A 13,087-nucleotide genomic window follows, 5' to 3' on the forward strand; every position below is an offset into this window, starting at 1 on the left:
AACCGCGAAATGAAAACTTTTTTTTGGGAGGTTTTCCATGGCTGGACGCCGACCAAAACCAACACACTTGAAGATCGTCACCGGTAACCCGGGCAAGCGTCCTCTTAACGAAGACGAACCGAAGCCCCCAAGGGAAATCCCAAGCCCGCCAGCGTATTTGTCCGATTGGGGCAAGGCTGCTTGGGGCCGACTGACCTTGCTGCTTGATCAAATGGGCGTATTGACTGTTGCCGATACCATGGCATTGGAACGCCTTTGCGATCTGTATGCAGAGATCCTCCGTCTACGTAATCAAATTGATACAGAAGGGAACACCTATACAGTGGAAACTGACGGCGGGTTTCTGATTAAGGGGCACCCCGCAGTGGGACAATTAGCCGATGCGGATCGCCGTTTCAAAGGGTATTTAATTGAGTTCGGTCTCACGCCGGCGGCAAGGACAAAGGTAAAGGTCGATGGCGGTAAAAAAGAAAAAGACCCGCTCGAACGGTTCTTCGGCTGACCCGGCAACACAATATGCTTTGGATGTAACGGCCGGGAAGATCCTGGCCGGTCCTGATATTCGCGCCGCATGCACACGGCATCTGCGCGATCTGGAGGAAGGACCAAAGCGCGGATTGGTCTGGGATGTTGAAGCAGTCACGAGGGTAATAGATTTCTTCGCCAAAGTGCTGAAGCTCAACGGCGGCGAGCATGAAGGACAGCCATTTATCCTTTTACCCTGGCAATGCTTCATCGCCGGATCGTTATTCGGCTGGAAAGGCCCGGACGGCACCCGGCGTTTTCGCATGAGCTATATCGAATCTGGTAAAGGCTCCGGAAAATCACCCCTAGCCGGCGGCATTGGCCTGTATCTGCTGATGGCTGACCAGGAGCCACGTGCTGAGGTTTATGCCGCGGCAACCAAAAAAGACCAGGCCATGATCTTGTTCCGGGATGCGGTCACCATGGTGGACCAATCTCCAGCCCTTACGAAGCGCATAACAAAGTCGGGCGGGGCAGGCAAAGAATGGAATCTGGCATTTCTGCAATCCGGTTCCTTCTTTAAACCCATCAGTTCGGACGACGGCCAGTCCGGACCGCGCCCGCATGGCGCGCTGATCGATGAAGTACACGAGCACAAAACCAATCAGGTTGTGGAGATGATGCGCGCTGGCACCAAAGGACGGCGCCAGGCGCTGATATTTCTTATAACCAACAGCGGCCACGATAAAACCAGCGTCTGCTTTGAGTACCACGAATATGGCCGCAAAGTAGCTGCCGGTGATTTAGTCGATGACAGTTTTTTCAGCTTTATTTGCTCGCTGGACGAAGACGACGATCCTTTTAAGGACGAAGCTTGCTGGCCAAAGGCCAATCCTTCTCTGGGGTATACCTTCGAGCTGAAATATCTGCGTGAGCAGGTTACCCAGGCGCGCGGCATGCCCTCGAAAGAAAGCACGGTCCGCCGGCTCAATTTCTGCCAATGGGTGGAAGCCGCCGATCCCTGGATTAACAGCGATACCTGGATGAGCTGTGAAGGGGATTATGCCCTGGAAGAGTTACAGGGCGAGGAATGCTATGGCGGCCTGGATCTTTCAGGTTCCCGCGACCTTACCGCGCTGGCGTTGTTTTTCCCCAAACAGCGCAAATTATTCGTGGAGTTCTGGACACCAAAAGACACGATGCTGGACCGCGCCAAGACTGACCATGTGCCTTATGACAGCTGGGTGCGCGACGGTTATGTCCACGCGCCGCCCGGCAAGGCGGTGAACTATGGCTTCGTGGCGGTGCGTATCGGCGAGTTGACGGCCATGTTTAATATCCGGTGCCTCGCGTTTGACCAGTACCGCATTAAATACCTGGAACCGGAGCTGGAGAAAGAATCCGTCAGCGTTGTGCTTATACCGCACGGACAGGGTTATTTCAAAGCGCAGGGATCAGGGCTGTGGATGCCGCGGTCAATCGAAGTCTTTGAAGAAAAACTGAACGACAAAACGATCATCATTCGCCGTAATCCCTGCTTGCGCTGGAATGCCGCTTCGGCGGTGCTTGAAGCTGACCAAAAGGATAATCGCATTTTCGCCAAGAAGAAAAGCACCGGGCGAATCGATGGCGTTGTTGCGTCGGCGATGGCTATCGGCGCCGCCGAGGATGCGGAGATCGAGGAAGAAGGCGATCTGGATGGTTTCTTTGATGACCCAATCATAGTAGGTACCTGATGGCACGGAACAACAAACCGGGGCGGATAAAATCCACGCTCCTTAATTGGCTGGGCGTGCCGATCAGCCTGACGAATGGCACTTTCTGGCAGGAATTGTATGGAACCAGTAGCAGCGGCAAGGTAGTGACCGCCGATAAGGCCATGGCCCTGGCGGCGGTATGGGCCTGTGTGCGGCTGCTCAGTGAATCCACGTCAACGCTGCCGCTGAAAGTCTACCGGCGCGAGGCGGATGGTTCGCGCAAGCTGGCGCAGGATCACCCGGCTTATAAAGTCCTGTGCCGGCGCCCCAATCTGGAAATGACCCCCTCGCGCTTTATGCTGATGGTGGTGGCCAGCATCTGTCTGCGCGGTAATGCGTTTGTCGAAAAGCTGATGATAGGCTCGAAAGTGGTTTCCTTGAATCCGCTCTTGCCGCAAAACATGCTGGTGAAGCGGCTCGATAGCGGCATGCTGGAATATACCTATACCGAGAACGGCAATAAACGAATTATCCCCACCGATCGCATGATGCATATCCGCGGCTTTGGCCTGGATGGTGTCTGCGGCATGATGCCGATGCATACCGGGCGGGATGTGTTCGGCGCGGCGCTGGCGGTGGATGAGTCAGCGGCCAAAATATTTGAAAACGGGCTGCAGAGTACCGGTTTTCTATCATCGGAAACCGCGTTAACCAAAGAACAGCGTGAACGGCTCCGTAAGAGCCTCCAGACCTTCGCCGGCTCAAAAAACGCCGGCAAATTGATGGTACTGGAAAATAAACTCACCTATCAAAACGTGACCATGAACCCGGAATCAGCGCAACTGCTGGAAAGCCGGGCGTTCAGTATCGAGGAAATTTGCCGGTGGTTCCGGGTGCCGCCGTTTATGGTGGGGCATGTGGATAAACAAAGCAGCTGGGCGTCCAGCGTGGAAGGGATGAACCTGCTGTTCCTGACGAATACGCTGCGCCCGTTGCTGGTCAATATCGAGCAGGAAATTTCCCGGTGCTTATTGAACGACGATGAGGATTATTTTGCTGAATTCTCTGTTGAAGGGTTGCTACGCGCGGACAGCGCCGGGCGTTCGGCCTTCTACACTACGGCATTACAAAATGGCTGGATGAGCCGTAACGACGTCCGGCGCCTGGAAAACCTGCCGCCCATCGATGGCGGTGATATCTATACGGTGCAATTGAACCTGACTCCGCTTGATCAGCTTGGTAAGGATAACGTGGCCAGCGGCGAGCGTGCCCGCGCGGCCCTGGAATCCTGGCTGTTCCCCGAGCGTCAGACTACCCCGCAAAATCAGGACAAGACCCGAGTCGCTTAATCTGGAGTAAATCTCATGACAATTAAAAGCCTTCCGGCTGCGCCGGCGGGGCGCCCCTGCGCGCGGGTTTCCTGTGAGCTGGTGCCGGGTGCGGTGGACCGCTGGAATGGCGGGCTGAAAGCGGCCGACAGCACAGATAACGCCATTTCCATGTTTGACGTGATCGGCAAGGACTGGGGGGGCGAGGGCGTCACCGCTAAGCGCATCGCCGGCGTGCTGCGATCAATGGATGGCGAAGACGTCACGGTCAATATCAATTCCCCGGGCGGCGATATGTTCGAGGGCCTGGCGATTTACAACCTGCTGCGCGAATACAGCGGCAAAGTGACGGTAAAAGTGCTGGGTATCGCCGCCTCCGCCGCGTCGATTATTGCCATGGCCGGCGACGAGGTGCAAATCGGGCGCGGGGCGTTCCTGATGATCCACAACTGCTGGGTGGTGGTGATGGGCAATCGCAACGACCTGCAGCGCGCCGCGGCGGATATGGAGCCGTTCGACCGAGCCATGGGGGATATCTATGTCGCCCGTAGTGGCCTCGCCGCCGATGATGTGGCCGATATGATGGATAACGAAACCTATATCGCCGGCAGCGATGCGGTGGAAAAAGGCTTTGCCGATCGGCTACTGCCCGCCGACGAAATCCAGGACGGAGACAACAGTCCCGCCGCCGCGCTGCGCAAACTGGATGCGTTACTGGCAAAGGCCAACACCCCGCGCACCGAGCGCCGCAAATTACTGAAAGCTTTAACGGGGCTCACGCCAGGCGCTGAGCCCGATACCTCCGGTACGCCGAGCGCTACCAATATCGAAAATGAAACCTTAGCCAGTCTGAAAGCTGCTTTAAGCGGCCTGACGGCGGCGTGCCAATAATTCTGGAGACACTATGTCTGAAGTAAATGATCTGCTGAAAAAAGTCACGGCAAGCATCGAAGATGCGACCGGAAAATTCAACACGAAGGCGGAGGAAGCCCTTGCTGAGGCACGGAACTCCGGCCAGTTGTCCGCCCAGACGAAAGAATCCGTTGATAAAATGGCGGTTGAACTTAATGCGCTGCGCGAAGCGGAAAAAACCCTCAAGGCGGCGCTGGGTGATCTGGAGCAGCATGTGGCGCAAATGCCGCTAGCGAACGCCAAAACGGTTATCGAAACCATCGGTTCGACCGTGGTCAGCTCCGAAGCGCTGAAGGCATTTGCCGCCAGCATCGAAGGAGGTAAGCGCGTCAATATCCCGGTGAATGCCGCGCTATTGTCGGTAAACATCCCTGGGCAGATTGTTCCGGTGGATCGTCAACCCGGTATTCTGGAACGGCTGAAACAGCGCCTGTTTATCCGGGATCTGATCGCGCCAGGCCGCACTATCTCCAATACCATTTACTGGGTACAGCAAACGGGCTTCACCAATAACGCCAAGGCAGTGCCGGAAAACACCGCTAAGCCGTATAGCGATATTGCCTTTGCTGAGAAAATCACGCCGGTACGCACCATTGCGCACATGTTCAAGGCGGCCAAGCAGATCCTGGATGATATGCCGGCCCTGCAGACTACCGTTGATGCGGAACTGCGCTACGGCCTGAAATATGTTGAAGAGCAGGAAATCCTGTTTGGCGACGGCACTGGCGCGCATCTCGACGGCATTGTGCCGCAGGCCACCGCGTATGCGCCTGCATTCGAGGTTGCCCAGCAAAACGGGATCGATGATTTGCGCCTGGCTATGCTGCAGGTTCAACTGGCGCGCGTGCCCTGCGACGGCCATGTCCTGCACTTTATCGACTGGGCCAAGATCGAACTGACCAAAGACACGCTGGGCCGCTATATTCTGTCCAATCCGGCGGCGCTTACTGGCCCTACTTTGTGGGGTATGCCGGTGGTGGCCACCGAGGCCGCGGCGTTCCAGGGTAAATTCCTGTGCGGGGCGTTCCGGAGCGCGGCGCAAATCTTTGACCGTGAAGAAGCCAATGTGGTGATCAGTACGGAAAACGCCGACGACTTTGAAAAGAACATGATTTCGATTCGTTGTGAAGAACGTCTGGCGCTGGCGACTTATCGCCCGGAAGCCTTTATTTATGGCAATTTCACGGTACCGGTTTCCGGCGAATAATCCCACTAACTTATAGCAGCCTCCGGGCTGCTTTTTTCTGGATTGAATCATGAAAATGACAGCGATAAAGCCCATTTATTTAAACCGTGATGTTGTGCTGGCGGGCCAGGAGTTTGAAACGCTCGAACAGCACGGCCGGGAGTTGATCAAAAAGGGTTATGCCGAGGCGGTCACTGAGGTGGCGGCTGACGTACCGGCAGAAAAACCGGTTGAAACTGGACCTGCTGAGGAAAATGCGCCGGCCGAGGCTGATGCTAAGGCTAAGGCGAAAACCAAATAAGGTGACGCCATGCTAACGGCTGAACAGGTAAAGCACCACTGCAATATCGAGCCGGAATTCACCGAAGATGATGCCTGGCTGCAAGCCCGCATTAAGGCGGCGGCTCTCTATGTGGAGAATTATACCCAGCGCCGCTTATATGAATCCGCAGATGATCCGCTGTACCAGGCCGACGAAGACGCCTTGCTGTATGGCGAAGATATCGAAACGGCAATGTTGCTGCTGATCGGCCATTGGTATGCCAACCGTGAGGCTGTAGTGGTCGGCACCAACAACGCCAGCGCATCATTGGATTTTGCCGTAGATGCACTACTGCAACCTTACAGGATCTATGGCCTATGAAAGCGGGGAGAATGCGGCACCGGGTGACCATCCAGCGGCCGGCAACCGGTCGGCTTCCTTCTGGGCAACCGGCTACTGGCTGGGAGGATGTTACCTCTGTGCGCGCCGAGGTGACGGATATTTCCGGTAGCGAGTTACTAAATTCCGGGGCTGAACAATCGGAAACGACAGTGCGGATCTGGATGCGCCGTTACGCGGCGGTGCCAATTACCAGCGCAAATCGGATTGAGCACCGGCCGCCGACCGGCCACGGCGAGATTTATGATATCGAATCTGTAATCACCGCCGAGAACGGCACCCGGTTGGAATTGCTGTGTAAAAAAGGGGTGAAAAAGTGATCGATACAAATCTCGATTTCTCCGGCCTGCTGGATATCGGTAAGGAACTGGAGGCGCTCAGTAAGGCAGAAAACCGCAAGGTGATGCGCGACGCAACCCGCGCCGGCGCGACCGTATTTAAAGACGAAGCCGTAAAGCGAGCGCCGAAGCGTAGCGGAAAACTGGCGAGAAATATCGTGGTGATTACCCAGCGCGATCGGGATGGCGGTATCGTTTCCGGGGTGCATGTGCGCGGTACCAATCCCCGGACAGGTAACAGCGATAACTCGATGAAGGCCAAAAATCGAAATAATGCTTTTTACTGGCGTTTTATCGAACTAGGCACCTCGAAATTGCAGTCGCATCCTTTTATCCGACCGGCATTTGATGCGCGGGAACGAGCTGCAGCGGAAGCGGCATTTGCCGAACTAAACCGGGCAATCGATAGGGTGCTGTCAAAATGACTGAAGCCGAAGCGTACACCCTCCTGGGACCATTGGCTGACGGTCAGGTATTTCCCTACGTCGCGCCGCTGGGTACTGTTGTGCCCTATGTGATTTTTATCCTGCCGTCCACAACGTATGACCAGGTGTTATGTGGTCAGGGCGCGTCGGCATCATCCCTGCAAATTGATGTCTATGCGCAAAGCATTGACGAGGCCCGGGCTATTCGCCAGCAGGCGCGCAACCGCATTGAACCATTATTGCCGGTGGATCTCATGGAGCTACAAGACTATGAGCCTGACACCGCACTATACCGCGCCACGCTTGAAGTGCAGATCTGGCAGTAGCCTACCTATTTAACATCATGCCGCCGAATGGCGGTTTTTTTATGCCTGGAGAAAACCATGACAGCTCTTGCCGAAAAAACGCAGGGTACCAAAATTTCCATTTCTTCGTTACCTGCTACCGCCGAGACCGCCGCAGATGCCGTAATGCTGGATTTGGAATGCACCATTAAGCAAATCGGGTTCACCGCTGGACAGAAATCAGACATTGATATTACTACCCTGTGTTCAACGGAAACGGAAAATATCAATGGCCTGCCGGCACCGGCGGAGGTATCCCTGTCGGGAAATTTTTACCGCAACCCGGCTCAGGATGCACTGCGCACGGCGTATGACAATGACGAAACCTACGCTTTTAAGGTGGTATTTCCGTCGGGGAATGGCTTCAGCTTTATCTCTGAGGTACGCCAACATACCTGGACGTCTGAGACGTCGGGGGTGGTCGCGGCTACGTTCTCCCTTCGCCTGAAGGGCAAGCCTGTGTCTATTGCCGCCCCTGTCGCTCCTTAAGATTTATTGCCGCCGGTCCGCTTCCACCCTTAATCATCATTAAGAGAAAAATAACTCATGGCAAAGAAAACACTATCGCTACGCGAACAGGTGCTTGCTCCGCTTGCTGGTTTCCGCACTGCCACGGAAACGGTACCAGAATGGGAAAACGCTAAGGTCAAAATCCGGGAACCCTCCGGCCCAGCCTGGGCGAAGTGGCGATCGATCATTAATCCAGAAGCCCCGGAAGGGGAAGAGGAGACAAAATTAACCGAGTCTCAAAAAACGCACCGCAATATCCAGGCGGATGTTGTCCTGTTTATTGACGTGCTGCTTGATGAAGACGATCAGCCGGTATTTTCAGAGGCAGACACCGAGCTGGTGCAAGGCATTTACGGTCCCGTCCATGCCCGCCTGCTGGCCAAGGCACTTAAACTCGGTCTGACGCAGGAAGAAACCGAAAAAAAGTAGCTGACCCCCTCAACTTTTTCATGATGTCGCTGGCGCTGCGGCTGGGGCGGACACTTGGGGAACTGGAGCGCGCCATGTCGGCCAGCGAGCTTAAGATGTGGATCGAGTATGACCGCCGCAGCCCTATTGGCGATATCCGCGGCGATATACAGGCGGCCCAGATCGCCGCCGCCACGTTCAACTCGCAGGGCGGAAAGGTTTCTCTTCAGGATGTCATTTTGCACTGGGGAGAAAACAAGACCACGGACGGCGGCGGCGATACCGCCGCCTTTGAAGCGTTTCTGAGTAATCTTGCAGGTTAATCACCGCCTTTCGGCGGTTTTTTTATGGGTGAAAAATGGCTACGCTGCGCGAACTGATTATTAAAATCTCGGCCAATTCCAGTTCGTTCCAGACCGAGATCGCCCGCGCCAGCCGTATGGGGGCCGATTATTACAAAACAATGCAGAACGGCGGCCGCCAGGCAGCGGCGGCCACACGGGAAACCCAGCGCGCCCTTGCTGAACTGAACTCGCAACTGGCATCCGTCAAAGCGTCCGCAACCGGTATGGCTGGTGCCTTTGCCGGTGCTTTTGCCGTGCGTGAGCTTATCGGGTATGCGGATACGTGGAACCAGTTAAGCGGCCGCCTACGCCTGGCGTCCACATCCTCGCAGGATTTTGCAACCGCGCAAACCCAGTTGATGGCTATCAGCCAGCGTACCGGCACAACCATCCAGGCGAACACCAACCTTTACGCCCGTATCGCGCAGTCCATGCGAGACGCGGGATATGCTTCGTCCGATGTAGCAAAAGTGACAGAAACCGTCGCTACGTCGCTGAAGCTGTCTGGCGCAAGTACTGAGGAAGCCAGCTCCGTTATTACGCAGTTAAGCCAGGCGATTGGATCCGGTGTCCTGCGTGGTGAAGAATTCAACGCCATCATGGAGAATGGCGGCCGCCTGGCTAAATTATTGGCTGCGGGGCTGAATACGACTGTTGGCGGTCTGCGCGCCATGGCGAACAACGGCCAGTTGACGACGGATAAAATTATCCCGCTGCTGACCAACGTTGAGCAGTTGCGAAAAGAGTTTGCCACTTTACCGGCATCGATAAGCGGTTCAGCTCAAAAGGTCGAAAATTCCTTCGAAGCTTGGGTGGGGGAAGAAAATAATGCCGTAGGCGCATCCACGGAGTTGTCCGGCGCGCTTGATGCTCTCGCCGCCAATATGGGCACAGTGGCCAACGTCACCGGCACGCTGGTGGCCATCGGTGCTGCGCGTTACTTTGGCAACATGGCGGGCAGTATCGGCACCGCCACTGGTAAGCTGCTGGAGAACTACAAAGCCCAGGTCAGCATTGCCAGCGCCCAGGTCTATGCCGCCGCGCAAACACAACGCAAGGCTGTAGCAGATGCCGGCGCCGCGTTATCTGCCTATAACCTGGCGCTGGCTGAAGCCAATGTCGCTAAAGGCACGAATGCGTCAATGCTGGCGACGCAAAACCTGATCGAAAAACGCGGCGCGATGATTGCCGCTAATACGGCTCTTGTGCAGTCGAATCGGGCTGTTGCCTTATCCGAAACGGGACTCAATAACCTGACTTCTGTTACCAGCCGCATCGGGGCAGGCGTGTCCGGGCTTCTCTCATTGGTTGGGGGAATACCAGGCGCAGTATTATTAGGGGCCGGCGCCTGGTACACGATGTACCAGCAGCAGGAACAGGCTACGGCGTCCGCGCTGGAATATGCCAAATCCCTGGATGGCATCAAAGCCAAATTAAGCACTTTATCGCTCTCCGGTGTGGCTGACACCGGCGATAAAATTCGTGCCTCGCTTAAAGCGCAAACTGACCTGATAGAAGATCAGCAAGATAAGGTCAATAGCCTTACCAGCACCATCGCGTTTTATCAAAAGCAGCTCCAGAATCCCTCCCCGGGCGTCAATACCACGGACTTGCAATCCGGTATCGACACCATCATGGGAAAACTGGCCACCGAAGAAGATCGGCTGCGCCAGATGCGCGCGGAGCACGATAAAACGCTGGCTGCCCTGAACGCGACGGAGCAACAGCGCATTGACTTGGTGCGCCAGCAGGCCGCCAACGAAAACAGCCTGTATCAGTCCACGCTCATGATGAACGGGGCTTATTCGGAATTTAACCGGCTGATGTCGCTGGGTAATAACCTTCTTACCCAGCGCGCCGGATTCGGAGCGGGTGCGTATCAGGGGCCTGTGGTATCAACTGCATCGGCAACCCCTCAACAAGCCACCGCAGTTGAGCGATCCCGGCGGGATAATGAGCTGGCAAGCCTTTCCGGCCTGGCAAAACAGCATCAGCAATTTGTCTATGAAGCGCAAGACCTGAAATTAACCGGCGCGCTTTATACCACTTATATCAATAACAAAGACCAGGCCGCGCAAAAGGATGCTGCCTCGGCCGCGGCCAAAAAGGTCGATACTGCTGCTACTTCCTCCCAGAACAAAGCAGTCAGGGAGGCGGCCAGCCAGGCGGAGCAGTACTCCCGCAAAATGGCCGATCTGAGTGTTGCGACTGAGGTTCAGCAGGTGCGTGCCACCCAGGGGGAGAAGGCAGCAGATTTGTATGCCGCGGCGCATCAGGCCGGGACAAAATGGACAGACGAGCAGCGCAAGGCTATCCGTGCCTCTTCTGAAGAGTTGGCTATATGGACCCAGCGAGCGGATGAAAATGTCCGTAAGCAGCGCGAGCAAATCGACGCACTTAAGGATCTGCGCGATGCCGCCCGGAAATATCAGGATGATGCGGCCCTTACAACCCAAACGCGTGGAATGAGTGATCGGGGCCGTCAATATTTTAATGACCGGCAGGAAGTGCAGCGCGTATTCGATAAAACTGACCAGGGCGCAGCAGCGATTGCGGCGCGCTCTGCCGCGCTGGATGCGTTGAATAAAAAATACCAGGCTACCTCGGATGCTGAAGCTGACTGGATGGCCGGCGCCACCAGGGGGTATCGGAATTGGCTGGACAATATAACCGATATTGCTGGCACGGTGTCGCAGGGCGTCACCAGTACGCTGGATGGTGCTTTTACCAGCGTTACCTCGATGCTGGAGGGCAATAAAGGTTCGTGGAAGTCTTGGGGCATATCCGTGCTCCAGATTCTCGAAAAAGTCGCTCTGCAAATGGCGGTTGTCCAAATGGCTGGCCAGGGCAACTCCGGCAGCAGTCTTTTCGGCTCAATCGTCAGCGGCGTGAGCAGCTATTTCGGTGGTAGTACTGCTGGCGCATCAACATCAACCGCATTCAATACCGGTGCCTACAGTAATCTGAGCCTGAACGCCAAGGGCGGCGCCTACAGCTCGCCCAGCCTGAGCGCGTATAGCAATAGTATCGTCAATCAACCAACGCTGTTTGCGTTTGCCAAAGGCGCCGGCCTTATGGGGGAAGCCGGTGAAGAGGCTATTATGCCTCTGACCCGAACAGCAGATGGTTCACTGGGAGTAAGGGCAGTAGGTGGTGGCAATGTTACCGCCGGCGCCGGCAGCGCGCCCCAGGTCTATATCAGTATTGATAACAATGGCAATACCACAACCCAAAGCAGCACGGGATGGGAGCAATTCGGTAGCGAGATCGGCGCGTTTGTCGATCAGCGGTACCGCGCGCTGCGTGATAGAGATCTGGGGCAAAACGGTGTCATTAGCCGGGCTATCAAGGGGCGGATATGATCGACACTTTTAACTTTCCCGCGCGCATCAATCCCGTGGGGGAAGTCACCCTCCGCGTGCGGGAAACGCAATTTGGGGATGGCTATACCCAGCGTTCCGGCGACGGAATTAATGGTGAGTCTGATAGCTGGCCACTGACGTTTGTCGGGGATTGGGATTACATTTCTCCGATCCGCAATTTTATCCGTTCTCATAAGGGTTACATCGCATTCCAGTGGCGGAATCCGCTATTTGAGTTGGGATTGTATATTTGCAAAACCCATCAGGTTACCGCGCTGGGGAATAACTCCCGCGGTAAGCCTATGTATCAGTTGACCGCCACTTTCGAAACTGCTTTTCATCCATAAGGGCAAAACGTGTCTATCAACAGTGACCTGCAAAAATTAGAGCCGGGTAGCAAAGTCGTGCTTTTTGAAGTGGACGGCACGGCATTCGACGGCCCGCAGCTTTATTTCCATAACCATGCCATTCCATTTACCGAAGACGAATTGAATGCCGCCGGCGGTGATCCGGCTGCGCTGCCGGCAAAATCAATCTGGTGGCAGGGCATCGAGTATAAAGCCTGGCCGACTCAAATCACCGGTGAGGAAGTAACGAGCGACGGCAGCGCGCCATCACCATCATTAGCCGTGGCCAATCTGGACGGCACCATTTCTTCAATGTGCCTGGCCTATCAGAATCTGGCAAAAGCCAAAGTCATCAAGCACACCACGTTCGCGCATTACCTGGATGCAAGGAACTTCCCGGAAGGAAACCTGAACGCCAATCCAAGCGAGGAAAAGCTCGACGTTTGGTATATAGACAGCAAGACCATGGAGAACGACGAGCAAATACAGTTCGCGCTTTCCAGTCCCGCCGATCTGCAGGGCATTATGATCCCGACGCGGCAAATTCATAGCCTTTGCACCTGGTGCATCCGAAACCGTTACCGAGGCCCGGAATGCGGCTACACAGGTTCGGCCTATTTCGATATTGATGACAACCCGGTGGATGATCCGTCAAAGGATGCCTGCGGTGGCCTGATGACGTCATGCAAATTGCGTTTTGGCGCCACGGCGGAATTACCTTTCGGTGGTTTCCCCGGGTCCGCGCTACTGAAGAGGTAAG

The 13,087-nt window shown here is 55.5% G+C and carries 15 protein-coding genes and 1 pseudogene; all 16 read left to right on the top strand.

Translation table 11 applies throughout. The features are described from left to right. The first annotated feature begins 37 nt into the window (after positions 1–37). The 16 genes and pseudogenes from ACL2XM_RS03350 to ACL2XM_RS03425 all read left to right on the top strand — a co-directional run bounded on the left by ACL2XM_RS03350 (position 38) and on the right by ACL2XM_RS03425 (position 13,086). On the top strand, positions 38–502 hold the full coding sequence (locus ACL2XM_RS03350) for a phage terminase small subunit P27 family (RefSeq protein ID WP_413732330.1): 465 nt from the start codon (positions 38–40) through the stop codon (positions 500–502). After that, the gene (locus ACL2XM_RS03355; RefSeq protein ID WP_413732332.1) at positions 456–2,201 is read left to right on the top strand and encodes a terminase large subunit; all 1,746 of its coding nucleotides are present in this window, start codon (positions 456–458) and stop codon (positions 2,199–2,201) included. The genes ACL2XM_RS03350 and ACL2XM_RS03355 overlap by 47 nt, the downstream gene beginning before the upstream one ends. Continuing rightward, positions 2,201–3,511 carry a phage portal protein gene (locus ACL2XM_RS03360; protein ID WP_413732334.1) on the top strand — a complete coding sequence of 437 codons (1,311 nt, stop codon included), beginning with the start codon at positions 2,201–2,203 and terminating at the stop codon, positions 3,509–3,511. Before ACL2XM_RS03355 ends, ACL2XM_RS03360 begins: the two co-directional genes overlap by 1 nt. Positions 3,512–3,526: 15 nt before the next feature. Further along, positions 3,527–4,381, top strand: a complete 855-nt coding sequence (locus ACL2XM_RS03365) for a head maturation protease, ClpP-related (RefSeq protein WP_413732336.1) — start codon at positions 3,527–3,529, stop codon at positions 4,379–4,381. A gap of 13 nt (positions 4,382–4,394) precedes the next feature. Then, positions 4,395–5,609: a phage major capsid protein gene (locus ACL2XM_RS03370; RefSeq protein ID WP_413732338.1), complete on the top strand. Its 1,215-nt coding sequence runs from the start codon at positions 4,395–4,397 to the stop codon at positions 5,607–5,609. A gap of 49 nt (positions 5,610–5,658) precedes the next feature. Beyond that, positions 5,659–5,889: a hypothetical protein gene (locus ACL2XM_RS03375; RefSeq protein ID WP_413732339.1), complete on the top strand. Its 231-nt coding sequence runs from the start codon at positions 5,659–5,661 to the stop codon at positions 5,887–5,889. A 9-nt stretch (positions 5,890–5,898) separates the two neighbouring features. Then, the gene (locus ACL2XM_RS03380) at positions 5,899–6,231 is read left to right on the top strand and encodes a head-tail connector protein (protein WP_413732341.1); all 333 of its coding nucleotides are present in this window, start codon (positions 5,899–5,901) and stop codon (positions 6,229–6,231) included. Further along, complete coding sequence (locus ACL2XM_RS03385; RefSeq protein WP_413732342.1) at positions 6,228–6,569, top strand: phage head closure protein; 342 nt, start codon at positions 6,228–6,230, stop codon at positions 6,567–6,569. The genes ACL2XM_RS03380 and ACL2XM_RS03385 overlap by 4 nt, the downstream gene beginning before the upstream one ends. Then, positions 6,566–7,012 (top strand): HK97-gp10 family putative phage morphogenesis protein, encoded by a 447-nt coding sequence (locus ACL2XM_RS03390; RefSeq protein ID WP_413732344.1) that lies wholly within the window; start codon positions 6,566–6,568, stop codon positions 7,010–7,012. Before ACL2XM_RS03385 ends, ACL2XM_RS03390 begins: the two co-directional genes overlap by 4 nt. Further along, complete coding sequence (locus ACL2XM_RS03395) at positions 7,009–7,338, top strand: DUF3168 domain-containing protein (RefSeq protein WP_413732345.1); 330 nt, start codon at positions 7,009–7,011, stop codon at positions 7,336–7,338. Before ACL2XM_RS03390 ends, ACL2XM_RS03395 begins: the two co-directional genes overlap by 4 nt. Positions 7,339–7,395: 57 nt before the next feature. Continuing rightward, a pseudogene (locus tag ACL2XM_RS03400) lies at positions 7,396–7,824 on the top strand (phage tail protein); the annotation flags it as partial. A gap of 78 nt (positions 7,825–7,902) precedes the next feature. Then, positions 7,903–8,295, top strand: coding sequence for a phage tail assembly chaperone (locus tag ACL2XM_RS03405; RefSeq protein WP_413732347.1), 393 nt, complete (start codon positions 7,903–7,905; stop codon positions 8,293–8,295). A gap of 23 nt (positions 8,296–8,318) precedes the next feature. After that, the gene (locus tag ACL2XM_RS03410) at positions 8,319–8,597 is read left to right on the top strand and encodes a DUF4035 domain-containing protein (protein WP_413733180.1); all 279 of its coding nucleotides are present in this window, start codon (positions 8,319–8,321) and stop codon (positions 8,595–8,597) included. 35 nt (positions 8,598–8,632) lie between these two features. Then, entirely contained in the window at positions 8,633–11,980 is a 3,348-nt protein-coding gene (locus ACL2XM_RS03415; protein ID WP_413732348.1) for a phage tail tape measure protein, read from the top strand. Next, a complete protein-coding gene (locus ACL2XM_RS03420; RefSeq protein ID WP_413732350.1) occupies positions 11,977–12,327 on the top strand; it encodes a phage tail protein in 351 nt (116 codons plus the stop codon). The genes ACL2XM_RS03415 and ACL2XM_RS03420 overlap by 4 nt, the downstream gene beginning before the upstream one ends. 9 nt (positions 12,328–12,336) lie before the next feature. Beyond that, positions 12,337–13,086 carry a phage minor tail protein L gene (locus tag ACL2XM_RS03425; RefSeq protein WP_413732352.1) on the top strand — a complete coding sequence of 250 codons (750 nt, stop codon included), beginning with the start codon at positions 12,337–12,339 and terminating at the stop codon, positions 13,084–13,086. Position 13,087 lies beyond the last annotated feature (1 nt).

Origin of the sequence: Sodalis sp. RH20 (genome assembly GCF_047324205.1) — a bacterium.
Taxonomy (GTDB): Bacteria; Pseudomonadota; Gammaproteobacteria; order Enterobacterales; family Enterobacteriaceae; genus Acerihabitans.

Coding starts and splice junctions, on each gene's coding strand:
- ACL2XM_RS03350 (WP_413732330.1), top strand. CDS start 38: ATGGCTGGACGCCGACCAAAACCAACACACTTGAAGATCGTCACCGGT.
- ACL2XM_RS03355 (WP_413732332.1), top strand. CDS start 456: ATGGCGGTAAAAAAGAAAAAGACCCGCTCGAACGGTTCTTCGGCTGAC.
- ACL2XM_RS03360 (WP_413732334.1), top strand. CDS start 2,201: ATGGCACGGAACAACAAACCGGGGCGGATAAAATCCACGCTCCTTAAT.
- ACL2XM_RS03365 (WP_413732336.1), top strand. CDS start 3,527: ATGACAATTAAAAGCCTTCCGGCTGCGCCGGCGGGGCGCCCCTGCGCG.
- ACL2XM_RS03370 (WP_413732338.1), top strand. CDS start 4,395: ATGTCTGAAGTAAATGATCTGCTGAAAAAAGTCACGGCAAGCATCGAA.
- ACL2XM_RS03375 (WP_413732339.1), top strand. CDS start 5,659: ATGAAAATGACAGCGATAAAGCCCATTTATTTAAACCGTGATGTTGTG.
- ACL2XM_RS03380 (WP_413732341.1), top strand. CDS start 5,899: ATGCTAACGGCTGAACAGGTAAAGCACCACTGCAATATCGAGCCGGAA.
- ACL2XM_RS03385 (WP_413732342.1), top strand. CDS start 6,228: ATGAAAGCGGGGAGAATGCGGCACCGGGTGACCATCCAGCGGCCGGCA.
- ACL2XM_RS03395 (WP_413732345.1), top strand. CDS start 7,009: ATGACTGAAGCCGAAGCGTACACCCTCCTGGGACCATTGGCTGACGGT.
- ACL2XM_RS03405 (WP_413732347.1), top strand. CDS start 7,903: ATGGCAAAGAAAACACTATCGCTACGCGAACAGGTGCTTGCTCCGCTT.
- ACL2XM_RS03410 (WP_413733180.1), top strand. CDS start 8,319: ATGTCGCTGGCGCTGCGGCTGGGGCGGACACTTGGGGAACTGGAGCGC.
- ACL2XM_RS03415 (WP_413732348.1), top strand. CDS start 8,633: ATGGCTACGCTGCGCGAACTGATTATTAAAATCTCGGCCAATTCCAGT.
- ACL2XM_RS03420 (WP_413732350.1), top strand. CDS start 11,977: ATGATCGACACTTTTAACTTTCCCGCGCGCATCAATCCCGTGGGGGAA.